We start from the raw sequence: 25311 nt of genomic DNA, 5'->3' as shown, positions 1-25311 counted from the left end.
GCATGCCCCTATCCGTGGTGGGCTGGTGCCGCCGCCACAATCAGCGGATCGCCCAGCCAGGCGGCCAAGTCATAAATCTCGATCAGCTCTAACACTGGTGAGCTGTGGCCCAAAAGCCGCAACTCAACACCATGGGCCCGTGCATGATTTTTGGCTGCCATCAGCACTTGGATGCCAGCGGTGTCGATTTCGGTGATGCCTGATAGGTCGATATCGAAGGGAGCCGGGGTGCGCAACGTGTCGAACAGGGCCGCTTTGAGTGCGCCAGCGTGGTAAATGTTGCAATCGCCGCGCAGATGCAGGCAACATTTGTCCCCCAATCTTTCCTGAATGATTTCCATACGGCACACCTTAAAAGAAGGATGATTTCAGGGCGCTAAGCGCTCGCGTACCCAGACGCTAGCGTGGTTTTGCCGATAGCGTAAACGATCATGCAGCCGACTTTTGCGGCCTTGCCAAAATTCCCATTGTTCGGGCCGAAGTCGGTAGCCACCCCAGTGCTCTGGCCGTGGCGGCTGCAAGAAAAACTGGGCACCATACCGAGCAGCATTGGCTACCAAAACACCGCGTCCAGCAATGACTTGGCTTTGTGGGCTGGCCCAAGCACCAATGCGCGAATCGAGTGGCCGGCTTTGGAAATATTCGTCGCTTTCTTTTGCACTGACCTTTTCTACGATCCCCTCAATACGCACTACCCGCTCCAACTCTACCCAGTGGAACTGCAAGGCGGCATAGGGATTGCCGGCCAATTCGCAGCCTTTGCGGCTGTCGTAGTTGGTATACCAGACGATGCCGCCCTCGTCGTAACCCTTGATGAGCACCACACGGGTGCTGGGGCGTAAATCGCTGCCCACGGTGGCTACCGTCATGGCATTAGGTTCGGGCAATTGGGCCTGAATGGCCTCTTGCAGCCAGTGGGCAAACTGATCCAGAGGATTGGCGTGGGAGGCTTCTTCGTTCAGTTCGGCCCGCTCGTAGCTTTTGCGCAGGCTGGCAAGGGAGGCAGAAGGAGTGGTCATAGCAATAGCCCCAAAAAAAGATCAGCGCAAGCCAACACCAGCGGCATCTTCTGCGCGCTGGATCAGTTCGATTTTGTAGCCGACTGTATTAAATTTGTTCATTTTACAGATCATTTAAAATCAAATACTTATATGCAAACACAACTAAATTTCCGCTAAAAACAACCTCGAATAGCCCTCAAAACGCCACGAAATGGCGGCTAAGACTCAATCAGTCCGTGCGATGATACGACTTATCAAAACGAGACGTCGCAAAGATGGCTAAACCGAGACAAAAACCATCAGGCAAGTGGGAAATTGGCTTACGCCATCCCCTGCTCCCAGGTGGACGCAAATACTTTACCTTCGATTCGGAAGAAGAGGCTGTAAGGTATGCGCAACAATGGAAATTAATGAGGCAGACCGACCTGCCATTGCCCCAAGAGTTGGTGGCTCCAGCTTCTTCGGCAGGCGATGTGCGCCTCTCCCGCGTGCTGGGCGAGTGGGCCGATAGCGGATTTGCTGCCCCGACACAACTCCTGACCTTGAAGACGCTCACGCATGAGATTGGTGCTGTCAAGCTGCTGGAGGCCAATTACTCATGGTTGTCGGGGTACGTTCGCCAGTTGAAGGTGGAAAAAAACCTGTCCCCCGGATCTATCAAGCACCGTATCCAAGCCCTGAGCCGGGCCATTGATGAATATCTGCGCCACCATCCAAGCCTGACGACTATCGCCAACCCCATCAAGCTGCTGCCCAAGGGCTATTCGACCTACACCGATATGGATGCCAAGCTGGTTCAGGCAAAAGGCGGAGAGGTTAAGCAGTCCGTAACGCGGGATCGACGGCTACAACCCGGTGAACACGAGAAGATCGTTCAGGTGCTGTCTGGTTATGAGCGCCCAGACCGGCCCCGTGGCTTGCAGCTCAAGGGTGGCAATGCCCTGCTGACGCTCTACCTGTTGATCGTCAATTCAGGTTTGCGCCTCAAGGAGGCGTACACCCTCAAGCGCCAGCAGGTCGATATGGACAACAAGGTGCTGCGGGTGCAGAACTCCAAGCAGTGGCGGGGGAAGGTTAGTTTTCGGGATGTGCCTATGCGTCAAGAAGTGCATCAGGCGCTAACCGAGTATCTGGCCACCAGACCTATGGTGCCCAGTGCTTGGTTTTTCCCATTCATGGAAGAGGAGGGGGTCAAGGGGATGAAGACAGTCAGCCAGCGGCTGTCGTTCCGGTTCAAGATCGCGTTCGAGTACATGGACATCAAAGACCTGCACGAACATGACCTGAGACATGAAGCAACCTGCCGCTGGCTGGAGCTGAAAGACGCAGACGGACGCGACCTTTTCCGTCTGGAAGAGTTGAACCGGATCATGGGCTGGACACCGGGTTCGCTGATGGCCCAGCGGTACGCCAGCTTCAGGGGTGTAGACCTTGCCCAACGGCTGTGGGCATTGCCACTTGGGGCAAAGCCGGAGGCACCCTCCGGCGGGACTTGATGGGCCGAAGGGCGGTGGCGGCTGCCGGTTGGCTCAATTTCTTTTGAACCTCGATACGGCGCTCCTGCGCCTCGTTACGGGCTTTTTCTGCCAGATAGGCCAGCAGGTCTGATTTGACGTAGATCCAGCCACGCCCGAACTTGACGGCGGGCAGCTCGCCTTTGCGGGTGAGTTCCTCTACGGTTTCGGAATTGCATTGCAGCAGTTCTGCACATTGCTCGGCGTTGATGGTCTCTGCCATGTTGGTGGTGCTCCAAAAGAAAAAGCCCCGACTGGCGGGGCGTGGTGGGTGAGGGCGGAAAAAAGCTGCTGGGGTAGTGGCTGGCGGTAAGAAACCATGTGCTGCTCTATTCAAAAAGACGCACAATGGCCGCATGAACAACGTCATGCGTCCTGCATTTCGCAAATTTGAAGTCATCGTCACCCACGATGCCAGGGTCTGGTTGATCGACCCATAGATGGCCTAAGAGAGCGGGTTTGTACGTTGAGGTCTGCTGTGGGCGCCATGGCGCTATAAACAGCAGGTAGCGTCTCTTAATTAAATGACAAAAAAGCTATGGACAAATCAACCACACTAGATGAATTCCTGATTCGTAACAGCATTGATACAGATGATTGGAAAAAGAGCGGTTTGTCATGGGAGCAACTTCAGGCCATAGCCGAGGATCACGATAGGCAGTCCGATTACCTACGTGACTCTGCAGAACTGTTTGCTCGAGTCATACAACGCTTCATCGGAGTTCACTCTGTCCGTTGGCGAATCAAGGACACCGAACATTTGATGGAAAAAATTGTTCGGAAGCGAGCGGCAGGAGAGGAAAAGTATGCGTCTATAGATCCATCGAACTACTTTAAAGTGGTTACTGATTTAGTGGGTCTAAGGGCACTGCACCTCTTTAAGGAGGACTGCTTTTCAATCGACAGGCATCTCCGCAACACTTGGGCTACTGCGGAAGATCCGATTGCCTACGTAAGGAAAGGGGATCCGGCTGACCTAGGGCAGAGGTTCTCCGAGCTAGGTTTTGAAGTCAAGGAACATCCCGCCGGATATCGATCAGTCCATTACGTATGTGTGACCCAACCGATGCAGAGAATGGTGTACGCTGAGATTCAGGTTAGAACAATCTTTGAAGAAGCCTGGAGTGAAATTGATCACCGTGTAAGGTATCCTAATTTTTCAGACAATCAGCTTGTTTCATATTTTCTTGCTATCTTCAATCGTCTTGCGGGTAGTGCAGATGAGATGGGTACGTTCGTGCGGGAGCTTACTGGTGCTTTGCAAGAATCTGAGGCAGCGATCACATGCGCCAATAGAGAAAAGGAAGAAGCTCTGGAGAAGATAAAGAATATGGTTTCTGATCTTGATGAATTCAAGAAGCAGGATGCTAGTAGCAAAGAAAAAGTTAGATCTCTGTATGCGGAGATTGATAAGCTTCGACAGCTTAACACGGTTGGTATGCCAACCGTATCGACTAATACTAGAGGAGCAGCGATCGCTGATCTTGTAAAAGGCTTAGAGCCAACGTCTGTAAAAATTGCAAGAGAAGAGATGCGCCGTATAGGTGAGAGCCAATTAGGTGATATGCGAATTGGTGTTGAAGAATCTGCCTTGATTAGGGCGTTGAAAAAGCATATGTGATATAAATAATTTGCCACCATTTAAATGTATTGAATAATAAGTAAATAAATACGAAATTGCAGTAACATTGTTTCGTAGCGGTGATTTTTTCGAAATAAATTTCATATGCCATTAATGAATTTAAAAACTAGATTCTTTCTTGGAATCTTTGACTTAAAGGAGTATGTGCTGATTTATAACTTTTTCCAGATTTTTCAATTAATCCTATAGCGAGTAGTTTTGCCTGCAATTCCCGCGCCGTCCCCGTGCTGCCTCCTACTAACTCCTGAATAGCCCGCACGCTCGGACTCATGCCACCCAACACGGCGGCCCGCACCTTGGCATACCGCTGGTCGGTGGCGGTGGGCGTGCTGGGGATTTCGGTGGCCGGTACCGCAACTGGCTCAAGTACAGGACTGTGCTGCTGTGCTTCTGGGAGCACGGTACTGGCAGGCACAGTTGGCACGGTTTCTACAGAGGAGAGCACGGTGGTTTTTGACTGTGCTGGCACGGTTGGCACGGTATCTGGCACAGCACGGTTGGCACAGTTGGCACGCAGAAGCACACCCGCTGTACTCATCATCACCAGACCTGTAATGCTCATGAGCACTGCTCGGGCTGTGCTGTAGGCCAACACCCCGTGGTGCCCAAGTGCCTGCGCCAAAGTGTGCTGCTGCTGTGCCAGCAACCGTGCCAGCTCTAGCGCTTGGGCGTCGGCTTGTGCTTCCAGAGCTTGGGCCGACTGCAAAAGCTGGGCACCGTCTTGGCGTTGGTTGATAAAGCGGCTGCCCACCTGCTCTTGGGCCGTTTGGCGCATGGCAATCGCGCTTTGCTGGGCTTTAGAAATACTGCTGTGCAGATAATCAATGCGGGCTTGCGTACCGGCCCGACTGGCTTCACTCGATTGCACTAATACCTGTTGGGTGGCAAATACCGTGACGGCTTCAAAAATCACCAGTAGCAGGCCCATACCCAGTAGAAGCCAGCGCAAAGACCGCATAATTTTGATGGGTAGTAGGGCTGCAATGAAAAATGCTGCAACCTCTGCGGCAATCATCAGCAACCCTGCAATCGCCAGTGCATCACGGGCAGTTTCATTAGGCTCCATCCGCTGCAAACCCAGAACAAAGAAATGCCCGGTGACTGCGCTGAAAGATAGGCCAATGCAGGCAGAAACGGCGGCCAAGGCTTTGTAAATCTGGGGGGATAGATGCGGTGGCATTTTATGGATGTGGAAATTTAAAAAGCCCGCACTGGGCGGGCTGGGGATTACCAGTAGCTAGATCAGTCGCTACCAAACTCGCGCAAAAACTCGTCTTGCGTTTGGGGTGCTTGCACGGCTTGTGCCGTTTCCATTCGAGGTGCGGGCATCGGCACCATCATTTCTGGTGCAGGCGGGGCGCTGGATGCCAGCATTTCTTGCACTTCCCCAGTTTCAGGGTCAACCACGGTCGGTGCATCGTCAGGCAGGATGCTGAATTCCCCGTCAATAGTGTCGAGGTGCTGATCTTTTCCTGCCTCAGCCATTCCATCCAGTGCAGCAGCCGTCTGAAACTCTATGGACAGCGGCAGATACTTGGCCAAGCGGCGGATAACAGTTTTGCGGCCCATTTCCACAAAATGCTCTTTCCAGACGCTGCTCGGGCGTTTGTTTTTGGCTTCTGCCGCAGCCCGGATTTGCTCCACTTGCAAGCGGCTCATGAACTCAAAGCAGTGCCCCCCATCCTTGAGCTTGGCGACCGCATAAAAACCAATGACTTGGCCGCGCTCACCCAAGCAAGGCTTGTGCTCTAGCTTCTCATCCAAGCCATAGACCAAATCAAAGTGGTCGTTTTCACAGACCTCATGTGCTGCAATGCTGATGATCTGGCCGCTGCGCCGGGCCAAATCTATCAAGCCTTTGTAGCCGATGATGACTTGAACGCTGTTCACCCATCGCTCTTGGCCACTGGCATCTTTGCGCTTGGTATTGAAAGGCAGCAGGTAGGCATGACCCAACACGGTATTAGGTTCCAGTCCCATTTGGGCGCACTGCCCAATGGCCCCCACCAAGCTGGCGACATCGCACTTGGCTAGGGCTGGGGTGGTGGTAGCGGCAATTTGAGCCACCTTGAGCAGACGCTCGGCATTGAGATGCTTGGGCAGCATCTTCTCGATTTCTGCCCGTTTGCTTGTCAGCAGATAGGCAATTTGCTGTTTGGGTGGCAGTTCTTTATAGCTGACAGCAGCAGAGGTAGTTTTGGCAACGGCAGATTTGAGTGCGGTAGTCATGATGGGGTTTTCCTGTGGGATCGTTATTGCTTGGCAAAGAGGAATCGGCGGCTGCCGGGTTGGGTATGGGTGTGGGCAGCAATGAGTTCTTTGCTGGCTCCGCAGGCGATAGCCACGGCTTGCCAGTCGGTTTTGCGGCTGTCTTTGGGGCATTTCCAACTGACCAGCTTGCGCCCGTGTAGGGTGACGCTTGAGGCTTCGCCTAGGGATGCCTTGAGGGTGTCCAGACATTGCTCTAGGGTCTGTTCTGCGGCCTCAATCTGCGCCCGCAAGGCCACGGCATCGCTGTAGGCGGCCAGCATTTCAGTGTTGGCCTCAATGGCTTGGCCGTTGTCCAGTGGGAACAGCTTGGCGGCATCTGCGCCATTGCTGATGGCTGGTGGAACCCCTTTGAGCACATGGTCAAACCAGAAGATTCGGCATTGCTCCACCATGCTGGCGATGGTTTCTTCATCGCGCTCGATGCGCTTGATGACGAATTTCTGACCACCAATCAGGCAGGCAAAATCACACCATGGTTGCCCCGTCACGGCCAGATACCACATCCCTTGGGCCGCGTAATGCACGGGGATGGCCTCATCATCACCATCGCGGCCCCAGTCGCTAGCCTTGTAAGCGCTGGCTGTTTTGCATTCGAGGATGCCTTCAACCCCCAACAAGTGACCATCGCTGTCCAACCGTGCCCGGCTGCTAGGGGTGACGATGGCACGGTCAATATTGGCCAGTGCCCAGGGGTGGTGGGGGTGGCGCAACAACTGGCGCACGCGCTGCACTTTGCAGCCGCTGCGCTTGGCGTACTCTTGCGCTACCACGTCTTCCAGTACCGTGCCCCAATAGGCGGGTTCACTCATCTCATCGGGTTGGGGTGGTGCAGTCTTGGTCAGGTAAACATCTAGCGGTGTTTTCCAAGGTGAAAAACCCAAGATGGCAGCCACATCGCTGCCGCCGATACCTTGGCGGCGGGCATCCAAGAAGGCTTGTCGTTCAGCGTTACTCATTGGAGCATTCATGGTCTGACTCCTGAAAATTGGTGGGTGGTGTTCAAAATTGGCAGCGGCCCCGGATGGCGCTTGCCCGAGAACCGATTGCCGATATGCCAAGCGCCGCACTCTTGGCATTGGTAGGCAGCCATTGGCCGGTTGTGGGCGGCGCTGGCTTTGCGTGCCCTTTTCTGGGCCAGCTTGTGTGTCAGCGGTGCTTTACCGCTGGGGCAGGTGTTCAACTGATGGCCCATGCAATCGCTCCGGCTGCCAGCGTTGTTGGGTACCCATGGCGCTGGTCGTTGCTGTCCAGCGCTGCGCACAGGCAGAAAAAAGCCGCGACAAGCGCGGCTGTGATGATCCAGAGGGTGATGCGGCTCATTGCCGCACGCACAGCACAATGATGCTGCGCGCCTCCGGGTAATCCAAGGCGGCTTGGTTATAGACGGCCTTGGTGCTGGAGCCGATGACGTCAAAATGATGGCGTCCAATCTTGACGATGTATCGGCTCATCGCTCCACCCCCGCGCACTCCAGCACCGAGTCGAGCATCTCCACCAGCACTTCCGGGGTGACTTGCTTGGCCATCTCATCGAGCATCCGCAGAACTTGGTCTTTCGACATTTCCAGCGTCAGGCCAACGATCCCCGGCTCATAGCAGGGCAGGAGCTGGGCCGATTCGACCTTAATGGGCAGTTTCATAGCCAGCTCCTACGATCTTTTCGGCGTACATCTCGATCCAGTGCTTAGCCAGCATGGCCCGCAGCGTGGCTACCAAGGGGCAGGCACTCTTGGCCATCACTTCCATCAGGGCGTCATGGGGGCCGGTGTAGGTCAGGGAGTCGTCAATGGCCTCGATAGCAGACATTTGCATGACCTCGCCGTCCCAGCGCAATGTGGGCACCTTCAGGGTGTGTAGGGGCTGCACGGTCACGCCTTCGGTGAAGGTCGAGCGGATTTGTGCTGCCACCTGCTCGTATGCGTAGGCGGATGCGTTCTGTTGCCGCTCCAGATAGTCGTCGTGACGCGCTGCGTCAATTTCAGGGTTTGCTGTGTAGAACATGGACTTCTCCTTGGGACGTAAAAAAGCCCGCTGGGGGCGGGCTTGGGCATAAAAAAACCGCCTCAATGGGCGGCTGGTGGGGGAGACGGGCAAACGGCGATCGCGCTGGGCTATGGCTTAGCGACTGGCAATGGAGGCGTTGCAGGAACTGGCGCAGTTATGGGCGTAGCGGCTGGTGCAGGCGCAATCGTTATTCGGTCGCCAAACTTGATGTACAGGCCAAAAAGTGCTGATGCCACAATGCCAGCTACCGCCGTGCCGCCAATAATCAGCGTTTGCCAGCGCACCAAACCATCTACTTTTTTCTTGGTACCACCTGTCGTGTCTTGAATAGCATCGACCTTGCCCTCTAACCGGGCCATACCTACCTTATGTTCCACATCCATCTGGTGAATGGCAGAACGTAGTTCCATAACGGCTTGGACGAAGTGGTACTCAGGATGACCCCTGCCTATGTTTTGGATAGGCTCCGTCAGGGGTGAACGCAGCGGTTCACCTTCATCTTGAAGGGGGTTACGGGCGGCACTCATTGACTAAACTTCAAAGACAGCCATTCCCACATGTCGTTAGGGCCACGACCGTGATAAGAGCTGATCGGAGCAACGATCGCAGCCCCAATCGGCGACTTTTCACCATCCGGTTGCCCTGTTACGCCCAAGTGGTTGGTTAGCTCCTTACTTGTTCCGTTGTATGTAACCAACCAGCCACGGTTATTGGCCAGTGGGTGGCGGTTGTGCTCTTCCAGCATCGACTGCACCGCTTGATTAAGCGGCGCGGTGTCTTTGGCCAGAGGGATGACAAGAAAAACGGGCATGGCGATGATTGTATGGTTTAAAACTAAACCTTGTGAATGGAAGCCTGAACCGCCTCTCGCAAGGCTGCTCAGGTTTCCGCCCTTGTTGTCAAAGGCGTGCGGACTCTGGTATCCGTTTGACCGAATCAACATTCGGCACCTTCGCTGGTGACATCCTCCTGCCCTCTCTGCGCAGGCCCTTCCCTACCCGTGTACCGCGCTTTGGCGGACTGGGACTGCCTAGCTTTTGGCAGCGCAACCTTTCGGCTGCTCTTTCTGTGTTGAGTTGTTAGAGGGCAGGGCGCGCCTGTTCGATGACTCGGTGCCCGCGCCGCGTTTTTTGCGGCATGGTATGATTCTAGTTCAAAACTAGAAAAAAGCTAGATTAAAACTAGAAATACCCAAAACATAGGGTAAACCCCTAGTTTTTGGCAGAAGGATGAGTGAGCGGAAAGTGGGGCGTAAAACCCCCATACATCCGGCAATGACGTATAATGTTGCCTATGCTTACCGTGATAGAAACCCCCATTTTTCAGCGCATGGTGGCAGATGTGCTTAACGATGCTGATCGCCAGTTGCTGATTCAGTGGATTGCTGGCAACCCGTTGGCGGGCGATGTCATTCCCGGTGCAGATGGCCTACGCAAGGTGCGCTGGGGCCGCGCTGGCATGGGCAAGCGTGGTGGGGGGCGCGTGATTTACTTCACGCGACTGGCTCATGGTGAGGTGGTGTTGGTGGCTATTTATGCCAAAGCCAAATTCGACAATATGCCCGCCGCTGTTCTGAAGATGTGGAAGGATGCTTACGATGCCTAAAACCGTGAAGATGGACGCTGAAATGCAGGCGTTTGCCAATGATGTGCTGGAGTCGATTCAGCAGGCCAAACGTGGAGAGGGGCGTGTGCATCGCGTCACCCTGACAGTTGCAGCACAGGCGCGGGCCAAGGTGGGGGTTTCGCAGTCCGCATTTGCCAAGCTGCTGGGGGTAAGTGTACGCACGCTGCAAGAATGGGAGCAGGGGCGCAGACAGCCCTCTGGGGCGGCTCAGTCCCTAATGCGCGTTGCCCAAGCGCACCCCGAAATACTGCGTGAGCTGGTGACAACTTGAACGCAAAAAGTCGCCTTAACGGAAGGAGCCGCGCTACATCGCACTGGCCTGCAAAGGCTGGGAGGTGCAGTCTGAAGCTCAATGCCGCGCCCGTGGTGCACGGCTGAAGTTGGAGCAGAAAAGCCAATTTTTTTGTAAAAATAAACCTTAAATTTATGCAGGAATTATAAATTCTGCATCCAGTAGAATCAGCCAATAAGGGGTGAAAAAATGACTATTTTTACTATAGGCTATGAAGGACTGGACATTGATACGTTTATGTCCTTGCTCGCTGCGTATGAGATCGAGGCTATTGTAGACGTCCGAGAATTGCCTTTATCGCGCAAGCCGGGATTTTCGAAAAGGGCGTTGGCTAACGTGTTGAATATTTCTGGTCGTGAGTACATTCACATGGTGACTTTGGGGTGTCCCAAATTAGTTCGGGATCAGTACCGAGTAGACGGTGACTGGAAACGCTACACCATTGGTTTTATGGAGCACTTGAAGCTACAAAAGTCTGCAATAGCCAACCTATCTGGCTTAGTACATGGAATGAACTGTGCTCTACTGTGTTACGAAGCCGATTCCAATTTTTGCCATCGTTCGATGGTAGCAAATGCAGTTCGGGACTTTTGTGGTGCAGAAATAAAGCATATTAAAGCTACTGCCACCATCAAAAAAGTAGGCACTGATTTTCTGTCTCAGATGGCATTTGCTTAGGTGGATAGATCAGACTAATGATGAGCCACTGATCTTGGAATCTATGCTGATTTCCCATAAGAAACATCAAGTCTCTTTTTTCTGAGAAATGGCTCTCTAATTTATCTCTAAATGGAGTTTCCCAATTGATTCCGTGACTGGCACGACAGTTCCAAAATAAAGCGCCAGCTTCCCAATCAACAATTTTATTTTTATAAGATTTTTCACCTTCTGGCGAATCATAAGTGTAGTGATAGTAGAAATCAAAAGGAATCTTCTGTAGTTCTCGTACTTGCTTCGTTGCGTCAAATTCGGAAAAGAAATTCCCCTGCATTTGCGAGCGCACAAGTTTTTCTTTTTCTTCTTTTGTCCAGTCTTGATTTCTGGACTTCGTAATTTCCAGTTTAATAATTTCTTTCGGCTTTAATAAACCAATTGAAGGCCCATCATTAAATACCTTCATATTTAGAATGTCAAAATTTTTAAGAATTGGGATTTTTTCAATCCAAATTTGACGTAATTTCCATTCATTCTTGGGCGATATAATATCGCCGCAAGAAATCGAATCAATGTAAATTTTGTGGCTTTCAGCTCGGTGGTCTCCGATAGCCTTTTCCACTTGTACTTCAATCCATTGCCACTTTTTAAACTGTTGATTATTTCCGAGCATTCGGAATGGCACAGGATACAATCGGCGCATTAGCCCGTCTTCATTGATACCTGCTATGCAGGATGTTTCCATATATTGAGCACTTGGTGATGGATGTGTCTTCGCCAAGATCAGCACTTTTTCTCTTTTTATTAACCCCATTTTTTATCCTTTTTTCTTTTGCAATAATCAATGATTATGCTTAATACCTTAATAAGAGAAATTAAAATAACCCAAACCATCCACTCTGGAATAGATTTTGTAATTTCTTTAAATTGATAAGAAATTAATTTGAATACCCAATTTCCAATCCATAGAATTATTGGATAGGCCAGAAATAAACCTATTAAGAATGAACCTAGACTATGTCTTCCGTTGTGATCAAGCATAGTCGAGATCAGGCCAGAAAAAATAATAGCTAATGGAAATGATAGAAGTGCCCAGAAGGCACCGCTACTATCTCTAGCAAATGCTAACTCGGGTGCGATAAGAAATATAAAAAATAATTTTAACCGCAAGACCAAATCCTAATTAAATATTTATTTAAATCAATATTTGATGATTATTAGATGCGCTCACTTTGCTTATGCACAATCTCACCAATGATGATGCTGTGCTCATCGCAAATTTTGCGTGGGTAGCGGCGCTGGTCGGGGTTGTCTGAGCACAGCCACCATTGGCCGCCGTCACGCGCCAGCCGTTTAATGACCATCTCGCCTTCGTAATTGACGGCAAACACTACGCCATCTTTGGGCACTACGCTGTCTGTGTTGACGACTACCGTGTCGCCATCAAACAAGCCCGGCTCCATGCTGTGGTTGGCTACCTTGATGGCAAACAGCTTTTCGGGGCGCAGGCCACGGCCTTCATACCACTGGCGCTGAAACACGATGGGGGCACCATCTTCTTCGCGGTACTCCACGCCGAAGCCTGTGGCACCTGCTGAAAGCTTGAACTGAACCCGGCGCACGGCTGGGTAGTCTGGGTTGTTTTCTAGCGCAATCGGCGTGGGCATCAGCCTAGGCCCTGCGGTCAGCGGGACCACTTCTCCTTTGCTGGTGGCTAGGCTGTTGTTGGCATCAACAGGTACAGAAAACTGGTCTATATCAAACCACTCAAGAGGGCGGCCACCGGAAAATGCTGCGGCAATTTTTTTTGCAGCTCTTTTCCCGACAACGCGCCTCTCTCCATCTTTGTTTGGTTTTCCTTCTACCAACTGATAGACGTACTCCTCAGATAGTCCTGCTGTTTCTGCGACCTCGCGGTATCCGCGCCTTTTGTCGCCGTGCCCCAGTGACTCAACGAGTCTTACCAGGTTTTTCATCCATACGTCTTCAATTGTCATAGTCGTATTCAAGCAAAAAACTAGACACATGAGCTAGATTTAGACTAGGGAAAAGCTAGTTTTGAACTAGAATATGCGGCATGAACCCCATCCCCATAGAAGCCCGCCGCGAGCTTGCCAAAAAGAGCGGCATTGGTGACGACTACCTCTATCAGGTGCTGACCCGGCGCAAACCGGCCAGCTTGGAGCTGTGCATCAACCTGGAGCGAGAGAGTCAGCGCGCCATCACCTGCGAAGACCTGCGCCCCGACATTGACTGGGCCTACCTGCGCGGCACGGCCAAGGCCACCACCACAGAACAGGGGGCGGGCCATGCCTGATCTTCCCCTGATGGCCGCCACCGAGTGGGCGCGCAGCAACTCCACCACAGAGCGTGACCCTGTGGCTTTTGGGCATAAGGTGGCGCAGGTGTATTTGGCTGCCCAGGCCACCCGGCACCACAGTGGGAATGAGCAGGCTACGGCTGCTGCTCTGGCTGCACTATCAGTTCCTGCCATTGATACCACCTCTGCACAGGATGGGCAAGAACTTAAGGCGATTCTTGCTTTCCCCCAGGAACGACCTGTATCAGATTGCGTAACGCTTCGCGATCTCGAACAGGCGGGGGTTTTTGCACGCTCAGGAGCAGTGGCGCATCCGGATCGCCTCGCAAGATCGGTGTTAAGTGCTGAGCCAGCCATTTCAACTCCTCGGTCATCGTGGCTGACTCGACTTTTGGCAGGCCCTCCAACAGTTTTGCAATGGATTCGGCGGTGGTGGAGTCGATTGCCCGAAGGTGCAGACAAATGAGTGCAATTAGATCGGTCATAGCATCGGATCGTTGGTACAGCTGTTCTATTGCTTTCACCAATGATGCGGTGACATCTTTTTCTTTCATGGCCGGGGCCTTTGCTGGGTTGTTGAGGAACTCCCATTGTGGCAAAGCAACCCCGGCCACCATTCAGGAGGTCATCCATGCCTAAGCCCCTGCTTACCCCCGAACCCATCAAAGCCAAAGCACTGGAGCTTCTTCGCCAGTTGAACGGGCTTTCGTATGCAGATGCGTTGTATGCGCTTGAGGTGGCCCAGCGAACGATGGAAGACGCGGTTGAGCGCTTGCAGAAAGAGCAGCGCTTTACCCCTCCTGTTTTCCAACAGTGTTCTCCCAAAGATTCGGGAGATCGTCTTTGAGCAACCGATGCAGCTTGTCCCAGGAGCCAGCCCATGCCTGACCCCATGAACTCCACCACCATGTTGGCCCGCAGTGGCCACACCGACCCCGGCGGGAAGATGACCTCTCGGCTGGACGTTCCATGTTCTGACGAACTCAATGATGCGTTCATCACCATTTCCACTTTGAGAAGCCGCCCCAAGGCCGAGTGCATCCGCGAATCCCTAGAGCAAGATGCTTGGGGGGCACTGGCTATTGCACAGCGCAGGATGGGCAACCATGTTGCCGCAGACCACAGCGACTGCCATATTGGTATGGAAGAAGCCCTGACGGCCTTGGCCACACTGCACGGCATCTCGGTACAGGAATACAAAGATGCCGTACTGGAGCGCCACGCCTTCGGTCGTTTGGTCATGGCCGTGAGGATGACACGCGGCGCTACCAAAAGCCATCCGACGAATAGCCGGGGGATTTTGTGAGCACCCCACCCCCAACGCCAACACCGTCGTCATGGACGACAGCGCAATTGCAGCGCATGGGCACCCATCAGTCTGGGCGCAATGGAGCCAGAAACGCCATGCCGCTGGAGGTGCCCCGGTACAGCCCCACAGGCTCCAAGCCGGGCACGATCAAAGTGGGGTCGGCATCGTGGGCGGTGCTGGCTGTACTGCGCAAGACAGGCGCATGGATGACCCACGCACAGATCCTGCTAGCCACCAAGCGCGGCACTAAGTCGGTGTGCTGGGCCTTGCTTTATTTGCAAGCACTGGGACTGATCGAATCCGGTACCGATACCCGCAACAGCCGGTACAAGCGCTACCGGGCCAAGAAGCTGGAGAGCATATGAGCAACACCACCCTCCCCACCCCACTGACCCCCGCAGACTGCGACTTGCGGGACTTCCCATTCATGCTGTTGGATGTAAAGCGCCTACGCGACTCAGACATGGCGCTGACCGAAACCCCAGAAGCCTGCTGGGCAGCATTGCTGCTGTGGTGTGCCAGTTGGCACCAAGTGCCCGCTGGCAGCCTGTCAGACGATGACCGGGTGCTGGCCAACTTGGCTGGCTATGGTCGTGTGGTCAAAGAGTGGCGCAAGCACAAGGCAGGTGCCCTGCATGGCTGGGTGAAATGCAGCGATGGTCGTCTGTACCACAAGACGGTGGCCGAGAAGGCTAATGCGGCTTGGGAGTCCAAGCTGCAACAGCGCTGGAAGACCGAATGCGCCCGCATCAAAAAGCACAACGAGCGCAACAAGACCGCTTACCCCCTACCCCAATATGAAGAATGGCTGGCAGCAGGCCGACCAATGGGCTATCCAATCGCCAGCGACAGCCCAGAACTAAAAACAGATGTCCCTAGCGACAACCAAGATTGTCCCGATGCTGTCCCTAGCGACATGGCATCCAAGGGAGAGGGAGAGGGAGAGGGAAAGGGAGAGAGAGAAGGAGAGGGATATTTAAATACCAATACCCACACACTGCCAGCCGCAGTTATTGATCAACCAGCGCGCCAGCCTCTGCCAGCGAATGCGCCTAGCGGCGGTGTGTGTGATGCGCCTTCCGGCGGAAACCCTCCAGCACCAGCCACGGTAGCCGCGCCAGCCCCCACGCCAGCACCCACCCGCATTGCCAACACCTTCCCGCCTTTGGAAGACGATGGCGCTTTGGATGACAAGCTGCCCGCTTACCCCACCAGCCCCAAGTCCCAGATGGCCAGCGCGGTGTGCTTGGCCCTGAAGGCCGAGGGCATGGCCAGCACCAACCCCTCGCACCCCGACCTGCGCACCCTGCTCGATGCTGGGGCTACTGTGGACAGCTTTGTCCAAGCAGCCCGTGTCATGCGCGACAAGAGCATCAACCCCAGCCGCCAGTTTGCCTACGTGATCGGCACCGTGAAGGGGCAGATGCAGCAAGCCGCCGACATGGCTGCCGCTGCCGTAGCTGGTGCCTTTGCTGGACAGCCGGGTGTTTTGCCCGCACGCCCACTCAACCGCCAAGAGGCGCTAGAGGCCAGCAACCGAGAAATAGGCCGCCAAGCCGCCGACCGTATCCGCGCCCGCATGGCCGCCGAGGCCGCCGCACAACCCCAGCCCCAAGCCCAAGGAGCCAGCTATGCAAACTGACCAACTCGACGACTTCATCGCCCTGCTCACCGACGTGATGGCCTACTACGGCAAGCACACCTCCAGCTTCATGATTGACGTGTGGTGGGGCGCGTGCCAAAAGTTTGATTACGAGCAGGTGGCCAAGGCCATGCAGCACCACGCCACCGACCCAGATCGGGGCCAGTTTGCCCCCAAGGTGGCCGACATCATCCGCGTGCTCGATGGCACCACCACCGACCGCGCTGCACTGGCATGGGGCAAGGTGCTCGACGTCATGAGCCGCGTGGGCGCTTACACCGATGTGGTATTTGACGATCCGGCCATCCACGCTGCCGTGGAAGACTTGGGTGGCTGGCCCAAGGTGTGCCGCACCGAGCTCAAGGAGCTATCTTTCCTGCAACACCGCTTTCAGGAAGCGCACCGCGCCTACACCGGACGCGGCCAGTTTGACTACCCGCGCCGCTTGGCAGGTGACCGCAGCCCCGACCACGACTATGAGCGCCGAGGCCTGCCCTTGCCCGCGCCTGCTGTGGTGGGTGACCAAAAACGCGCTGCGCTGGTGTACCAAGGTGGAGGCGGCACGGGTAAATCCAACATCCATTTTGTCTCTTTGCAAGTCTTGGGCAACGGCCTGTTGGCCTCGCCGGTGCGACGGCTGGAAGCAGCATGAGCTGCGCTGCAAAGATGTTGGCCGATGAGCTAACCAACCTGCGGGTGCGTACCTATAACCGCCGCAGCATGGCGGAAATGCGTGACCAGCCAGCGCAGCGGGCCAAGGCTGGCCAGAAATACGGAAACACGAAGGTGCTCGATGCTGGCCTCAAATTTGACAGTAAGGCCGAACACAAGCGCTGGCAGTACCTTGCTGTGCTGGAACGTGCCGGGGAAATTTTGGATTTACGGATGCAGGTGCCATTTGAGCTGATTGCTGCTCAGGTGGCACCCAGTGGCAAGAAGCACCGCCCAACTGTGTATTTGGCCGATTTTGTTTACAGGCTTCCGTGTGGATCGTGTGTGGTTGAAGATGTGAAAGGTGCGGTAACACCTGAGTTTCGGCTCAAGCGCAAGCTGATGCTGTATGTGCATGGGATTGAAATTAAGGAGATTCGATCTTGAGCGCAAAAAATGAGCATGGCCTGACGCCACAGCAGGAGGTGTTTGCTCAAGGGGTGGCCCGCGGTAAGAGCCTGTCAGAGGCCTACCGCGCCGCCTACAAGGCTTCGAAGATGAAGCCTGAGACCGTCAACGACGCGGCCTCAAAGCTGATGGCCAACCCAGAGATTACCCATAGGGTGCGCCAACTTCAGTCAGCCGCTGCTGACCGCGCCGAGTTGGATGCCGCCGAGATCATCCGCGAGATCCGCCGTGTGGCTGTATCCGACATTGGCGGGATCATGTACCCCGATGGCAAGGTCAAGTTGCCGCATGAGTTAGATCCGGCCACCCGTGCTGCGGTAGCCAGCTTCAAGATTGATGAGTACGGGCGCATCGAGTACAAGTTCTGGGACAAGAATTCGGCCCTAGAGAAGGCGGCAAAGATCAAGGGCCTTTTTAGGGAAGACAACAAACAAAAGGCTGACCCTCTGGCTGCGCTGATAGAAGGTCTGCGCGGCAATGTGGTTGGCGTGGTCAAAGATGGGGGTGCCGATGGCCTGCCCGGTGAGTGAGGTGAACGACTTGGCCATGAAGCTGGATGACCCCATGTGGCGGCTGTCCAACCTCTACAAGATCATCATCAAGGGGGATGAGGGCGATGATGGTAGCCCCGGCGATGATCTGGTCATCACATTCAAGCCCAACAGGGCGCAGCGCAGGCTGATCGCACGGCTGCATCATCGAAACATCATTCTCAAGGCCCGGCAGCTGGGGTTCACCACATTGGTGTGCATCTTGTGGCTCGATACAGCACTGTTCTCGAAGGCACCTATCCGATGCGGTATCGTGGCGCAGGACCGTGAGGCCGCAGAGGCAATATTCCGGGGGAAGGTGCTGTTCGCATACGACCAGTTGCCCGAAGAACTCAAGGCCCAGATGCCGTTCGCAAAACGCACGGCCAACGAAATCGAGTTCGCCCACAATGGCTCCAGCATTCGCGTGGCCACGTCCATGCGGTCTGGGACTATTCACCGCTTGCACATCTCGGAATTTGGGAAGATCTGTGCAAAGTACCCCGAGAAGGCCCAAGAGGTGGTCACTGGGTCTATCCCCGCCGTGCCGCTTTCTGGTATTTGCATCATCGAATCGACGGCTGAAGGGCAAGATGGCAAGTTTTATGACATGACCCAGCGCGCCAAGGCACTGGCCGAGCAGCGGGCGCATTTGACGCCCAAGGATTACCGCTTCCACTTTTTTGCATGGTGGCAAGCGCCTGAGTACAGCATTGATCCGATTGGGGTGGTGTTCACAGAGGCCAACAATTCCTATTTTTCGGAGGTTGAGGCAAAGATTGGCCGGGAACTGACGCAGGGCCAGCGCGCTTGGTACGTGACCACGCTCAATTCCGACTTCTCTGGGGATGCCCCGTTGATGTGGCAAGAGTATCCCAGCACCCCCGAAGAGGCTTTTCAGGTGTCCACTGAAGGGTGCTATTACGCCTCCCAGTTGTCCATGGCCCGCAAACAGGGGCGCATTCTTCCTGTGCTACCGATGGAAGCGGCCCCGGTCAATACATTCTGGGATATTGGTCGCGGTGACATGACGGCCATATGGTGCCACCAGCGCGTAGGGCCAGAGAACCGCTGGATTCGCTATTACGAGGCCAGTGGTGAGGATCTCATCCACTTTGTGGGGTGGCTGCAAAAGCTGGGGGTGGCATTTGGCACTCACTATCTGCCGCACGATGCTGGGTATAAGCGCATGGGGGAGACACCAGACACCAACAAGAACATCAAAGAGATGCTGGAGGGGCTGATGCCTGGCCAGCGGTTTGATATTGTCCCTCGCGTCACATCGACCATCAGCGGCATCCAGTCCACGCGCAACCAGTTCTCGTCATGCTGGTTTGATGAGGCAGGTTGTGGTGACGGGATCAAGCGGCTGGCCAACTACCGCAAGGTGTGGAACACGAAGATGGGCCGCTGGAGCAGTGAGCCGCTGCACGACAACAACTCACACGGTGCTGATGCCTTTCGCCAGTTTGGGCAGGTGGCCGAGGGTGGTGAGCGGTTCCAGTCTGGGGCTGTGGCTAGAACGGAGCAATCGGTGCGCAGGCGCAGGTCTGGCATGGCCGCGTAGCCACCAAGCATGGCATCGTCACTGCACTATGCCAGCAACCATCGATACACGGAAAGCGCACCTGACGCGCCAGCACGGTGATCTGTTCGCCGTTTACACATGGGTCAATGACGAGCGTGCCATGGTGCTTATGCCAGCTTACCGGCCTGGTGCACCTTGGTACATCGTCATGGAGTCGGCAGCCTACAAATATGATAGCCCAGCATATCTGGCCAAACAGTGCGCCATTGCGTGCGATGTGTTGGGTATTGAGGCCAGTCGCTCCAATTGGGTTCGCGTGGCCACGATCATCCATGATGGGCTGCCAGACCTGATCCGTATGCCCAGCGCCCCACCGACGATTCTGAGCAAGGCGTCTTATGGGCGACTTTTACTGCGCGAGGATGGGCAAGCCGTTGGCGAAGAGGACATCAAGCTCGAGCATGGCGGTGTGACCTATGCCTGAGTTTGAGATTTCATCCAACCACAGTGCTGCTGGCGATGAGTACCAAGCGGCATCGCCGGATGCTGGTGCCCTCGTGACACAGCAAGGCCACCCGCTCGATGGTGATGGGGCACGCACTACCTTGCGCAAGCTGCTGTCTTGGTACTACTACGAGCGGGAGAAGCAGGCGGCCAACCGGCTGGAGATGGTCACTGACCACGACTTCTACGACAACCTGCAATGGGATGAAGACGACAAGCAGACGCTGCTCGATCGTGGCCAGTTGCCGCTGGTGTTCAACGAAATTGCCCCGATGGTGGACTGGTTGATTGGTACTGAGCGCCGAACCCGTGTGGATTGGAAGGTGCTGCCACGCACTGAAGACGATGTGCAGATTGCTGATATCAAGACACAGGTGCTCAAGTACGTCAGCGACATCAACAGAGTGCAGTTCCTTCGTTCGCGTGCGTTTGCTGATGCCGTGAAAGGCGGCATTGGCTGGATGGATGATGGTGTGCGCGATGACCCGACACAGGATGTTCTGTATTCCAAGTATGAGGATTGGCGCAATATCCTCTACGACAGTGCCAGCTATGAGCTGGATTTGTCCGATGCCCGCTACATCTTTCGCTGGCGGTGGGTAGATGAAGACATCGCGGTCATGATGTTTCCAGACCGGGAGAACTGTATCCGGCGGGCGGTCGAGAGCCGCAATCATGCCAACTGGTCTGCGGAAGACGAGGTTGAGTTCCCGATGAGCGATAGCGCCAGTTCGTCTGGTGCTGTTTATGCCCAAGGGACGGGCATGATGGTGGACGTGAAGCGTCGCCGGGTGCGCCTTTTTGAGTGCCAATACCGTGAGCCGGTCAGAACCAAGGTCGTGGCCAGCGGCCCGATGAAGGGCAGCTACTTCAATGAGGGCGATGATGCCTTGGTGCAAGCCCTGAATCAGCAGGGCGGGAGCATCATCGACAAAGTAACGATGCGGGTGCATATCGCTGTCTTTACCGAGTCGGACGTCCTTTCCATGGGGCCGAGTGTGTTTCGGCACAACCGATTCACATTGACCCCCATCTGGTGCTACCGGCGCAACCGTGACCGGATGCCCTATGGTGTCGTGCGCCGGGTGCGGGATTTGCAGCGCGACCTGAACAAGCGGGCCAGCAAGGCGCTGTTCATGCTCAACACCAACCAGATCATTGCCGAAGAAGGGGCCGTGGCGGATTGGGATGTGGCAGCAGATGAGGCCAGCCGCCCCGATGGCGTCATCATCAAGCGACCGAACAAGGAGTTCGCCATCCGGCGCGATACCGATGGTGCCACGGGCCAGATCCAGATGATGACGCTGGATGCCCAGAGTATCCAAAAGTCTGCCGGGGTGAGCCAAGAGAACATGGGCCGCCAGACCAATGCGGTATCGGGCGAGGCCATCAAGGCCCGACAGTTGCAGGGCAGCGTGGTGACCACTGAGCCTTTCGACAATCTGCGCCTGGCAGTGCAGGTACAGGGTGAGAAACAAAACAGTCTGGTCGAGCAGTTCTACAGCGAAGAGAAGGTGATTCGCCTGACGGGCCAGAAAGGGGCGATTGAGTGGCTGCGCGTCAACCAGCCGGAGCGCCAGCCCGATGGTTCGGTGCGCTATCTCAACGACATCACGGCCAGCGCCTCGGATTTTGTGGTGTCTGAGCAGGACTACTCGGGCACCCTACGGGCCGCGATGTTTGAGAGCCTGAGCAATGTCGCCCAGCGGCTGCCCCCTGAAGTGGCCCTGCGTCTGCTGACGATGGCGTTTGAGTACTCGGACTTGCCCAACAAAGACGAGGTGGCCGCACAGATCCGCAAACTGACCGGGGAGCGCGATGAAAGCAAGCCCATGACGCCAGAGGAGCAAGCCCAGTTTCAGCAGATGCAAGCGCAGCAGGCCCAGCAAATGCAGATGCAGCAGGAGATGGCCATGGCTGCTTTGGAGGAGCAGCGTGCCAAGATTCGGGAAATCAATGCACGGGCGATGAAGCTGGAGGCAGAAGCCGGGGGCGATGGTGGCACGGCCTCTGGCATGGCCAGCCAAGTGCAGGCTCAGGCTGCCCAAGAGATTGAGCGGCTGACCGATGAGCTGCGCCGCGCTCAGGCCGAGCTGCAATCCCAAGCCATGAAGGTTCGTACCGATGCCGACACCCGTATCGAGGCGGCACGCATCGACGCAGAAAGCCGCACCCGTGTGGCGGAAATCAAAGCAGCCAGTGATGAGCGCATTGCGCAGATGCAGGCCAAGTTGGACAGTGTGGACGCATCAGAGCGGGGCAAGAATGCGTAAAGGCAGCCCCTGTGCCCGCAGTGGGTTTATGTCTTGTGGGGGTCTATCGGCGACTGCTCTGCTTTTGACAACGGCACCGCTGTGGTGCGCACGTCAGAGCTTAGGGGTGAGGATGAAGCCCCATCAATGACAGCAAGTTGCAGCCCGTTGCCAGACAAGCGCTGTGCCAGTTCCGTTGCAAGCCAGCCAACATCTATAGCGTTTGGAGTTCCAGTTTGGAATGTCTGCTCCAACCTCGCCACGATCTCGGCGTTCATCGTGCGTCCGTTTTCTTCTGCTGCTGCTTTGATCTGCGCACGCATTCCCTCCGGGAACCGGAGCATGAACTTGTCGGACTCTCGTCCAGTGGAAGCGGTTTTTGTTGCCATCCCTACAGCATAGCGTCACTGTGACATAAAAAATACCTTGCAAGTAGAGTCACTGTGACTTATATTTACACTCAAGCAAGTCACGGTGACTTGTGAAAGGAGTGTATGGCAACCAACAACGCCCAAGCAGATTGGCAAAAAACGGCCCTTCGTCTGCCGCGCGACTTACATCAACAGGTGCATGAAGTGGCTAAGGCTGAGGATCGAACCTTTAACGGTCAGATCGTCGCCTTTTTGCGCGAGTGCATCAAAGCGCACCCAGAGAAAGGCAAGAGAAATGCAGCGCAAGCCTGAAAAAGGAAACGCCCCGGAAGGTCGAAGCTCCGAGGCGTTGATTGTCAAAAACCAACAAACGAAAGAAGGATTTAACGTGACCGATTCTACCCAGACACAGACTATCGAGGTTGCATTCTATGGAGCAACCTTGGTTGTTACCGAACACAACCATCAGCCATACGTTCCGATGAAGCCTGTTGTGACTGGTATGGGGCTTGACTGGAAAAGTCAGTTTGCGAAGCTGACCACAAACAAAGGCCGCTGGGGTATGGTGGAAATCGCCATACCTTCCGCAGGGGGCCAGCAAGGTATGTCCTGCCTGCCGCTGCGTAAGTTGCCCGGTTGGCTTGCAACCATCAGTCCCAACAAGGTTCGGCCAGAGTTGCGCGAGAAGGTGATTGCCTTCCAGAACGAGGCTGATGACGTGCTTTGGCAGGCATGGCAAGAAAAGCAGCCGCAAGCCCCCACCCAGCGCCCCTACAACCCTGCCATTGACTACACCCGCATCAGCCCCGCCCAAGCCCAAGACATCAAGGAACTGGTGCATCAGGTAGTCGATTCCGGTGTGCAAACCTTCGGCGAGACGTGGAACCGGCTGCACAACAAATTCCGGGTCAACAGCTACTTGGAACTGCCTGCCACCAAGTACGACGAGGTGTGCGCTTACCTGCGGGGCAAGCTGCCCAACGGTTATGCCGATAGTGTGGTGTTCGATAGCGGTGCCCCCACGCCCCCGGTGCTGGACTTGCAACGCATCCACGCCGCGATGCAAACTGCCACCCAAGCCAGTGCCCAAGTGCAGCAAGCCGTCTTTGAATCGGTGTTGGCAGGCAACGATGAATGGAAGTTTGGCCGCTGGCTGCTCTCATTCATTACCGATAGCAAGCTGGCCTCCCCTGCCGTCATCCAGCGGGTGGGCCATGATGAGTTTGTCACTTCCACCCGCCAGCTCATCGACTGCATCAACGACCCCGGCTTTTTGTTAAGCAACACCGAACTGGCGGGACTGGCTCAAGCCTGTACTAACCGGTTGGCGCGGCGGTTAGGGGGTGGGGCGGGGTCTATGTTGGCGTGACGTTCGCGGCAAGTCACGTCGAAGTACATCCATAGGCAAGGACAGCTTGCCTAACAAAATTAGTTGGATATTATTGTCTGTGTTACATTAAAACCGCTAATTTTTATTGACGTAAAAACCTAGCAAAAAGTGTTATTTTTTAATATGTCATCTGAATGGTGGCAATTTTGTCTTGACGGACGGTTTTTATTATGATAAATGAAATGCTGAGCTATAACGCTCATGAAGCGCAGCGCTACGATATTTATGGCGCTATAGCCCAACTCGAAGCGGCCACGACAAATTACAACAACAAATTCGACGAAACAAACCACATCTTCTTAGATGTGGAAAAATCCCTGCAAAAATTCAATATTGAATACTGGCATCCGCAATTTCTTTCGCCGAGGTTTCCTGTCGAACGTGGTGCAATGCCACTTTATTCACCACCCCAGCCCTACTCTATTGTAGCGTATCAGCTTGGTTATTGTTCTGGTAGATTAATGATCAGGAAGATCGTCTCTGATTATGACTATGAACGAGATGCGTGGGGTAATGTCGTTTACTACTGGCCAAACAACTTTCCATGCGCTAGAAAAATTAAGGATGACGTGGAAAATCCAATTCCTGTTTCGGATAGCGCTAGAGAAATCAGAGTAATGGCTATCGAAAATCTTCCGTGGTTTATTGATAGTATTCGCTCATATGTTGAAGTGCATACGCAGACTCTAAATTTTGCTTTGGATAGCATTCGTAATAGATGATTCTGATTGGAGCCAGTTCCTTAGATTACCTAGGACTGGCTCCAGTCTTAATCCCTGAGTTCAGGCTGTAGCTGGAAAGAATATTTCCCCTGAAACAGAATGGGTTAAGTCTCAGCTCACACAATGTGGCCCCTTTTCTTGAATGCAGGGGTTCCAAGTTGATCCTTCGCTTCGGCTGCTTCGAGGTACTCGGTATCGGACAAGACATGAATCGCCGATAAGTTCAGGCTGCCACAATTTTTCTTTTCCAGCCATTGCTTGTATGGGCGAATATGATCGGCAATCTGCCTTGTCGTGGTGTTGCGAAATGGTTTCATAACAATTATGAGCTCCGGGGATTTTTGCTTTTGCTCTGCATGCACTTCTGCTTTTAGCAAGCTGCCTAAGAATGCTTTTCTATCCGTTTTTTGTTCAAACTCCAAGATGAATTTCAAATTCCCTTGTTTATCTTCGACAGTTACGTCTGGCTTGTAACCCTGAGACACTTCACTGCCCCGTGTGGCAATGACAAGATCACCCATCGGATGGGTCATATACTTAAATTCTTTGTCTTTCATTCTGTCTGCCTTCACTCAATTTCCATGTGATCTGACTAAGATTGGCCATCTTATAAGCAGCATC

The 25311-nt window shown here is 54.4% G+C and carries 38 protein-coding genes; 19 read left to right on the top strand and 19 right to left on the bottom strand.

Annotated elements, in window-relative coordinates:
* Window positions 1-8: 8 nt before the first annotated feature.
* On the bottom strand, window positions 9-341 hold the full coding sequence (locus BMX55_RS01170; protein WP_091451484.1) for an STAS domain-containing protein: 333 nt from the start codon (window positions 339-341) through the stop codon (window positions 9-11).
* 27 nt (window positions 342-368) lie between these two features.
* Entirely contained in the window at window positions 369-1019 is a 651-nt protein-coding gene (gene pdxH / locus BMX55_RS01165; RefSeq protein ID WP_091451481.1) for a pyridoxamine 5'-phosphate oxidase, read from the bottom strand.
* A gap of 392 nt (window positions 1020-1411) precedes the next feature.
* Here pdxH and BMX55_RS01160 point away from each other — a divergent pair, with 392 nt between their 5' ends.
* Window positions 1412-2497, top strand: a complete 1086-nt coding sequence (locus BMX55_RS01160; RefSeq protein ID WP_177172793.1) for a tyrosine-type recombinase/integrase — start codon at window positions 1412-1414, stop codon at window positions 2495-2497.
* On the opposite strand, the gene BMX55_RS16335 is transcribed toward BMX55_RS01160, so the two are convergent.
* Complete coding sequence (locus tag BMX55_RS16335; RefSeq protein WP_177172792.1) at window positions 2418-2738, bottom strand: helix-turn-helix domain-containing protein; 321 nt, start codon at window positions 2736-2738, stop codon at window positions 2418-2420. The genes BMX55_RS01160 and BMX55_RS16335 overlap by 80 nt on opposite strands.
* 315 nt (window positions 2739-3053) lie before the next feature.
* On the opposite strand from BMX55_RS16335, the gene BMX55_RS01150 reads away from it, so the two are divergent.
* Window positions 3054-4136, top strand: a complete 1083-nt coding sequence (locus tag BMX55_RS01150) for a RelA/SpoT domain-containing protein (protein WP_091451473.1) — start codon at window positions 3054-3056, stop codon at window positions 4134-4136.
* A 127-nt stretch (window positions 4137-4263) separates the two neighbouring features.
* Here the strand turns inward: BMX55_RS01150 and BMX55_RS01145 are convergent, their stop codons facing one another.
* From BMX55_RS01145 to BMX55_RS01115, 10 genes are all read right to left on the bottom strand, one after another.
* Window positions 4264-5337 carry a hypothetical protein gene (locus BMX55_RS01145; RefSeq protein WP_091451470.1) on the bottom strand — a complete coding sequence of 358 codons (1074 nt, stop codon included), beginning with the start codon at window positions 5335-5337 and terminating at the stop codon, window positions 4264-4266.
* A 62-nt stretch (window positions 5338-5399) separates the two neighbouring features.
* The gene (locus tag BMX55_RS01140; RefSeq protein ID WP_091451466.1) at window positions 5400-6386 is read right to left on the bottom strand and encodes a recombinase RecT; all 987 of its coding nucleotides are present in this window, start codon (window positions 6384-6386) and stop codon (window positions 5400-5402) included.
* Between the two features lie 23 nt (window positions 6387-6409).
* The gene (locus BMX55_RS01135; protein ID WP_177172791.1) at window positions 6410-7396 is read right to left on the bottom strand and encodes a YqaJ viral recombinase family nuclease; all 987 of its coding nucleotides are present in this window, start codon (window positions 7394-7396) and stop codon (window positions 6410-6412) included.
* Entirely contained in the window at window positions 7393-7620 is a 228-nt protein-coding gene (locus tag BMX55_RS16330; RefSeq protein ID WP_177172790.1) for a hypothetical protein, read from the bottom strand. The genes BMX55_RS01135 and BMX55_RS16330 overlap by 4 nt, the downstream gene beginning before the upstream one ends.
* Complete coding sequence (locus BMX55_RS16325; RefSeq protein ID WP_177172789.1) at window positions 7605-7748, bottom strand: hypothetical protein; 144 nt, start codon at window positions 7746-7748, stop codon at window positions 7605-7607. Before BMX55_RS16325 ends, BMX55_RS16330 begins: the two co-directional genes overlap by 16 nt.
* A complete protein-coding gene (locus BMX55_RS16820) occupies window positions 7745-7879 on the bottom strand; it encodes a hypothetical protein (RefSeq protein WP_281242802.1) in 135 nt (44 codons plus the stop codon). The genes BMX55_RS16325 and BMX55_RS16820 overlap by 4 nt, the downstream gene beginning before the upstream one ends.
* Window positions 7876-8067 carry a hypothetical protein gene (locus tag BMX55_RS01130; protein ID WP_091451460.1) on the bottom strand — a complete coding sequence of 64 codons (192 nt, stop codon included), beginning with the start codon at window positions 8065-8067 and terminating at the stop codon, window positions 7876-7878. Before BMX55_RS01130 ends, BMX55_RS16820 begins: the two co-directional genes overlap by 4 nt.
* Window positions 8051-8428 carry a hypothetical protein gene (locus BMX55_RS01125; RefSeq protein ID WP_091451457.1) on the bottom strand — a complete coding sequence of 126 codons (378 nt, stop codon included), beginning with the start codon at window positions 8426-8428 and terminating at the stop codon, window positions 8051-8053. The genes BMX55_RS01130 and BMX55_RS01125 overlap by 17 nt, the downstream gene beginning before the upstream one ends.
* A 110-nt stretch (window positions 8429-8538) precedes the next feature.
* Window positions 8539-8841, bottom strand: a complete 303-nt coding sequence (locus tag BMX55_RS01120; RefSeq protein ID WP_091451454.1) for a hypothetical protein — start codon at window positions 8839-8841, stop codon at window positions 8539-8541.
* A gap of 113 nt (window positions 8842-8954) precedes the next feature.
* A complete protein-coding gene (locus BMX55_RS01115; protein WP_091451450.1) occupies window positions 8955-9242 on the bottom strand; it encodes a hypothetical protein in 288 nt (95 codons plus the stop codon).
* 482 nt (window positions 9243-9724) lie between these two features.
* On the opposite strand from BMX55_RS01115, the gene BMX55_RS01110 reads away from it, so the two are divergent.
* The 3 genes from BMX55_RS01110 to BMX55_RS01100 all read left to right on the top strand — a co-directional run bounded on the left by BMX55_RS01110 (window position 9725) and on the right by BMX55_RS01100 (window position 11027).
* Window positions 9725-10036 (top strand): transcriptional regulator, encoded by a 312-nt coding sequence (locus BMX55_RS01110; RefSeq protein ID WP_091451446.1) that lies wholly within the window; start codon window positions 9725-9727, stop codon window positions 10034-10036.
* Window positions 10029-10328 carry a helix-turn-helix domain-containing protein gene (locus tag BMX55_RS01105; protein ID WP_425432034.1) on the top strand — a complete coding sequence of 100 codons (300 nt, stop codon included), beginning with the start codon at window positions 10029-10031 and terminating at the stop codon, window positions 10326-10328. Before BMX55_RS01110 ends, BMX55_RS01105 begins: the two co-directional genes overlap by 8 nt.
* A gap of 210 nt (window positions 10329-10538) precedes the next feature.
* Complete coding sequence (locus BMX55_RS01100; RefSeq protein ID WP_091451443.1) at window positions 10539-11027, top strand: DUF488 domain-containing protein; 489 nt, start codon at window positions 10539-10541, stop codon at window positions 11025-11027.
* Here BMX55_RS01100 and BMX55_RS01095 read toward each other — a convergent pair.
* The 3 genes from BMX55_RS01095 to BMX55_RS16315 are packed head-to-tail and all read right to left on the bottom strand — an operon-like array spanning window position 10981 to window position 12670.
* Entirely contained in the window at window positions 10981-11817 is an 837-nt protein-coding gene (locus tag BMX55_RS01095) for a hypothetical protein (RefSeq protein WP_091451439.1), read from the bottom strand. The genes BMX55_RS01100 and BMX55_RS01095 overlap by 47 nt on opposite strands.
* The gene (locus BMX55_RS16320) at window positions 11808-12173 is read right to left on the bottom strand and encodes a hypothetical protein (RefSeq protein WP_177172788.1); all 366 of its coding nucleotides are present in this window, start codon (window positions 12171-12173) and stop codon (window positions 11808-11810) included. The genes BMX55_RS01095 and BMX55_RS16320 overlap by 10 nt, the downstream gene beginning before the upstream one ends.
* A gap of 47 nt (window positions 12174-12220) precedes the next feature.
* The gene (locus BMX55_RS16315; protein WP_177172787.1) at window positions 12221-12670 is read right to left on the bottom strand and encodes a S24 family peptidase; all 450 of its coding nucleotides are present in this window, start codon (window positions 12668-12670) and stop codon (window positions 12221-12223) included.
* A 410-nt stretch (window positions 12671-13080) separates the two neighbouring features.
* On the opposite strand from BMX55_RS16315, the gene BMX55_RS01080 reads away from it, so the two are divergent.
* Window positions 13081-13320, top strand: coding sequence for a YdaS family helix-turn-helix protein (locus BMX55_RS01080; protein ID WP_091451427.1), 240 nt, complete (start codon window positions 13081-13083; stop codon window positions 13318-13320).
* A gap of 209 nt (window positions 13321-13529) precedes the next feature.
* Here BMX55_RS01080 and BMX55_RS01075 read toward each other — a convergent pair whose 3' ends face one another.
* Complete coding sequence (locus BMX55_RS01075; protein ID WP_143059556.1) at window positions 13530-13877, bottom strand: hypothetical protein; 348 nt, start codon at window positions 13875-13877, stop codon at window positions 13530-13532.
* Window positions 13878-13954: 77 nt separating this feature from the next.
* On the opposite strand from BMX55_RS01075, the gene BMX55_RS01070 reads away from it, so the two are divergent.
* Genes BMX55_RS01070 through BMX55_RS01025 form a run of 10 tightly spaced genes read left to right on the top strand, consistent with a single transcriptional unit; the run spans window position 13955 to window position 22228 of the window.
* Entirely contained in the window at window positions 13955-14170 is a 216-nt protein-coding gene (locus BMX55_RS01070; protein WP_091451418.1) for a hypothetical protein, read from the top strand.
* A gap of 33 nt (window positions 14171-14203) precedes the next feature.
* Window positions 14204-14629, top strand: coding sequence for a hypothetical protein (locus BMX55_RS01065; RefSeq protein WP_143059555.1), 426 nt, complete (start codon window positions 14204-14206; stop codon window positions 14627-14629).
* Complete coding sequence (locus tag BMX55_RS01060; RefSeq protein WP_143059554.1) at window positions 14626-14997, top strand: hypothetical protein; 372 nt, start codon at window positions 14626-14628, stop codon at window positions 14995-14997. The genes BMX55_RS01065 and BMX55_RS01060 overlap by 4 nt, the downstream gene beginning before the upstream one ends.
* Window positions 14994-16274 carry a DUF1376 domain-containing protein gene (locus BMX55_RS16640; RefSeq protein ID WP_091451408.1) on the top strand — a complete coding sequence of 427 codons (1281 nt, stop codon included), beginning with the start codon at window positions 14994-14996 and terminating at the stop codon, window positions 16272-16274. The genes BMX55_RS01060 and BMX55_RS16640 overlap by 4 nt, the downstream gene beginning before the upstream one ends.
* Entirely contained in the window at window positions 16264-16926 is a 663-nt protein-coding gene (locus tag BMX55_RS01050; RefSeq protein ID WP_177172786.1) for a DUF6475 domain-containing protein, read from the top strand. Before BMX55_RS16640 ends, BMX55_RS01050 begins: the two co-directional genes overlap by 11 nt.
* Window positions 16923-17372: a DUF1064 domain-containing protein gene (locus tag BMX55_RS01045; protein WP_218144449.1), complete on the top strand. Its 450-nt coding sequence runs from the start codon at window positions 16923-16925 to the stop codon at window positions 17370-17372. Before BMX55_RS01050 ends, BMX55_RS01045 begins: the two co-directional genes overlap by 4 nt.
* Window positions 17369-17923, top strand: coding sequence for a terminase small subunit (locus tag BMX55_RS01040; protein ID WP_177172785.1), 555 nt, complete (start codon window positions 17369-17371; stop codon window positions 17921-17923). Before BMX55_RS01045 ends, BMX55_RS01040 begins: the two co-directional genes overlap by 4 nt.
* Complete coding sequence (locus BMX55_RS01035) at window positions 17904-19490, top strand: terminase large subunit (protein ID WP_091451403.1); 1587 nt, start codon at window positions 17904-17906, stop codon at window positions 19488-19490. The genes BMX55_RS01040 and BMX55_RS01035 overlap by 20 nt, the downstream gene beginning before the upstream one ends.
* 28 nt (window positions 19491-19518) lie before the next feature.
* Window positions 19519-19935: a hypothetical protein gene (locus BMX55_RS01030; RefSeq protein WP_091451399.1), complete on the top strand. Its 417-nt coding sequence runs from the start codon at window positions 19519-19521 to the stop codon at window positions 19933-19935.
* Window positions 19928-22228 carry a portal protein gene (locus BMX55_RS01025; protein ID WP_091451396.1) on the top strand — a complete coding sequence of 767 codons (2301 nt, stop codon included), beginning with the start codon at window positions 19928-19930 and terminating at the stop codon, window positions 22226-22228. Before BMX55_RS01030 ends, BMX55_RS01025 begins: the two co-directional genes overlap by 8 nt.
* A gap of 26 nt (window positions 22229-22254) precedes the next feature.
* On the opposite strand, the gene BMX55_RS01020 is transcribed toward BMX55_RS01025, so the two are convergent.
* Complete coding sequence (locus tag BMX55_RS01020; protein WP_091451393.1) at window positions 22255-22596, bottom strand: Arc family DNA-binding protein; 342 nt, start codon at window positions 22594-22596, stop codon at window positions 22255-22257.
* 105 nt (window positions 22597-22701) lie between these two features.
* Between BMX55_RS01020 and BMX55_RS01015 the strand changes: the two genes are divergently transcribed.
* The 3 genes from BMX55_RS01015 to BMX55_RS01005 all read left to right on the top strand — a co-directional run bounded on the left by BMX55_RS01015 (window position 22702) and on the right by BMX55_RS01005 (window position 24690).
* Window positions 22702-22890 (top strand): Arc family DNA-binding protein, encoded by a 189-nt coding sequence (locus tag BMX55_RS01015; protein ID WP_091451390.1) that lies wholly within the window; start codon window positions 22702-22704, stop codon window positions 22888-22890.
* Between the two features lie 76 nt (window positions 22891-22966).
* Window positions 22967-23947 (top strand): phage antirepressor N-terminal domain-containing protein, encoded by a 981-nt coding sequence (locus BMX55_RS01010; RefSeq protein WP_218144448.1) that lies wholly within the window; start codon window positions 22967-22969, stop codon window positions 23945-23947.
* Window positions 23948-24150: 203 nt separating this feature from the next.
* A complete protein-coding gene (locus tag BMX55_RS01005) occupies window positions 24151-24690 on the top strand; it encodes a hypothetical protein (protein ID WP_143059553.1) in 540 nt (179 codons plus the stop codon).
* 116 nt (window positions 24691-24806) lie between these two features.
* Here the strand turns inward: BMX55_RS01005 and BMX55_RS01000 are convergent, their stop codons facing one another.
* Window positions 24807-25247: a hypothetical protein gene (locus BMX55_RS01000; protein ID WP_143059552.1), complete on the bottom strand. Its 441-nt coding sequence runs from the start codon at window positions 25245-25247 to the stop codon at window positions 24807-24809.
* Window positions 25248-25311 lie beyond the last annotated feature (64 nt).

This window comes from Giesbergeria anulus, assembly GCF_900111115.1.
Taxonomy (GTDB): Bacteria; Pseudomonadota; Gammaproteobacteria; order Burkholderiales; family Burkholderiaceae_C; genus Simplicispira; species Simplicispira anulus.
The sequence above is the reverse complement of the archived record's forward strand: the minus strand, read 5'-3'. Positions and strand labels throughout refer to the sequence as shown.

Bases quoted from the DNA above. Each gene is read 5' to 3' on its own strand.
- BMX55_RS01020 (WP_091451393.1), bottom strand. From the start codon at position 22,596: ATGGCAACAAAAACCGCTTCCACTGGACGAGAGTCCGACAAGTTCATG.
- BMX55_RS16640 (WP_091451408.1), top strand. From the start codon at position 14,994: ATGAGCAACACCACCCTCCCCACCCCACTGACCCCCGCAGACTGCGAC.
- BMX55_RS01045 (WP_218144449.1), top strand. From the start codon at position 16,923: ATGAGCTGCGCTGCAAAGATGTTGGCCGATGAGCTAACCAACCTGCGG.
- BMX55_RS01030 (WP_091451399.1), top strand. From the start codon at position 19,519: ATGCCAGCAACCATCGATACACGGAAAGCGCACCTGACGCGCCAGCAC.
- BMX55_RS01035 (WP_091451403.1), top strand. From the start codon at position 17,904: ATGGCCTGCCCGGTGAGTGAGGTGAACGACTTGGCCATGAAGCTGGAT.
- BMX55_RS01125 (WP_091451457.1), bottom strand. From the start codon at position 8,428: ATGTTCTACACAGCAAACCCTGAAATTGACGCAGCGCGTCACGACGAC.
- BMX55_RS01070 (WP_091451418.1), top strand. From the start codon at position 13,955: ATGCCTAAGCCCCTGCTTACCCCCGAACCCATCAAAGCCAAAGCACTG.
- BMX55_RS01140 (WP_091451466.1), bottom strand. From the start codon at position 6,386: ATGACTACCGCACTCAAATCTGCCGTTGCCAAAACTACCTCTGCTGCT.
- BMX55_RS01105 (WP_425432034.1), top strand. From the start codon at position 10,029: ATGCCTAAAACCGTGAAGATGGACGCTGAAATGCAGGCGTTTGCCAAT.
- BMX55_RS01000 (WP_143059552.1), bottom strand. From the start codon at position 25,247: ATGAAAGACAAAGAATTTAAGTATATGACCCATCCGATGGGTGATCTT.
- BMX55_RS01160 (WP_177172793.1), top strand. From the start codon at position 1,412: ATGAGGCAGACCGACCTGCCATTGCCCCAAGAGTTGGTGGCTCCAGCT.
- BMX55_RS16325 (WP_177172789.1), bottom strand. From the start codon at position 7,748: ATGAGCCGCATCACCCTCTGGATCATCACAGCCGCGCTTGTCGCGGCT.
- BMX55_RS01110 (WP_091451446.1), top strand. From the start codon at position 9,725: ATGCTTACCGTGATAGAAACCCCCATTTTTCAGCGCATGGTGGCAGAT.
- BMX55_RS01100 (WP_091451443.1), top strand. From the start codon at position 10,539: ATGACTATTTTTACTATAGGCTATGAAGGACTGGACATTGATACGTTT.
- BMX55_RS01075 (WP_143059556.1), bottom strand. From the start codon at position 13,877: ATGAAAGAAAAAGATGTCACCGCATCATTGGTGAAAGCAATAGAACAG.
- BMX55_RS01115 (WP_091451450.1), bottom strand. From the start codon at position 9,242: ATGCCCGTTTTTCTTGTCATCCCTCTGGCCAAAGACACCGCGCCGCTT.
- BMX55_RS01050 (WP_177172786.1), top strand. From the start codon at position 16,264: ATGCAAACTGACCAACTCGACGACTTCATCGCCCTGCTCACCGACGTG.
- BMX55_RS01120 (WP_091451454.1), bottom strand. From the start codon at position 8,841: ATGGAACTACGTTCTGCCATTCACCAGATGGATGTGGAACATAAGGTA.
- BMX55_RS16820 (WP_281242802.1), bottom strand. From the start codon at position 7,879: ATGAGCCGATACATCGTCAAGATTGGACGCCATCATTTTGACGTCATC.
- BMX55_RS01065 (WP_143059555.1), top strand. From the start codon at position 14,204: ATGCCTGACCCCATGAACTCCACCACCATGTTGGCCCGCAGTGGCCAC.
- pdxH (WP_091451481.1), bottom strand. From the start codon at position 1,019: ATGACCACTCCTTCTGCCTCCCTTGCCAGCCTGCGCAAAAGCTACGAG.
- BMX55_RS01135 (WP_177172791.1), bottom strand. From the start codon at position 7,396: ATGAATGCTCCAATGAGTAACGCTGAACGACAAGCCTTCTTGGATGCC.
- BMX55_RS01080 (WP_091451427.1), top strand. From the start codon at position 13,081: ATGAACCCCATCCCCATAGAAGCCCGCCGCGAGCTTGCCAAAAAGAGC.
- BMX55_RS01150 (WP_091451473.1), top strand. From the start codon at position 3,054: ATGGACAAATCAACCACACTAGATGAATTCCTGATTCGTAACAGCATT.
- BMX55_RS01005 (WP_143059553.1), top strand. From the start codon at position 24,151: ATGCTGAGCTATAACGCTCATGAAGCGCAGCGCTACGATATTTATGGC.
- BMX55_RS01095 (WP_091451439.1), bottom strand. From the start codon at position 11,817: ATGGGGTTAATAAAAAGAGAAAAAGTGCTGATCTTGGCGAAGACACAT.
- BMX55_RS16330 (WP_177172790.1), bottom strand. From the start codon at position 7,620: ATGGGCCATCAGTTGAACACCTGCCCCAGCGGTAAAGCACCGCTGACA.
- BMX55_RS01130 (WP_091451460.1), bottom strand. From the start codon at position 8,067: ATGAAACTGCCCATTAAGGTCGAATCGGCCCAGCTCCTGCCCTGCTAT.
- BMX55_RS01015 (WP_091451390.1), top strand. From the start codon at position 22,702: ATGGCAACCAACAACGCCCAAGCAGATTGGCAAAAAACGGCCCTTCGT.
- BMX55_RS16335 (WP_177172792.1), bottom strand. From the start codon at position 2,738: ATGGCAGAGACCATCAACGCCGAGCAATGTGCAGAACTGCTGCAATGC.
- BMX55_RS01025 (WP_091451396.1), top strand. From the start codon at position 19,928: ATGCCTGAGTTTGAGATTTCATCCAACCACAGTGCTGCTGGCGATGAG.
- BMX55_RS01145 (WP_091451470.1), bottom strand. From the start codon at position 5,337: ATGCCACCGCATCTATCCCCCCAGATTTACAAAGCCTTGGCCGCCGTT.
- BMX55_RS16315 (WP_177172787.1), bottom strand. From the start codon at position 12,670: ATGCCCACGCCGATTGCGCTAGAAAACAACCCAGACTACCCAGCCGTG.
- BMX55_RS01170 (WP_091451484.1), bottom strand. From the start codon at position 341: ATGGAAATCATTCAGGAAAGATTGGGGGACAAATGTTGCCTGCATCTG.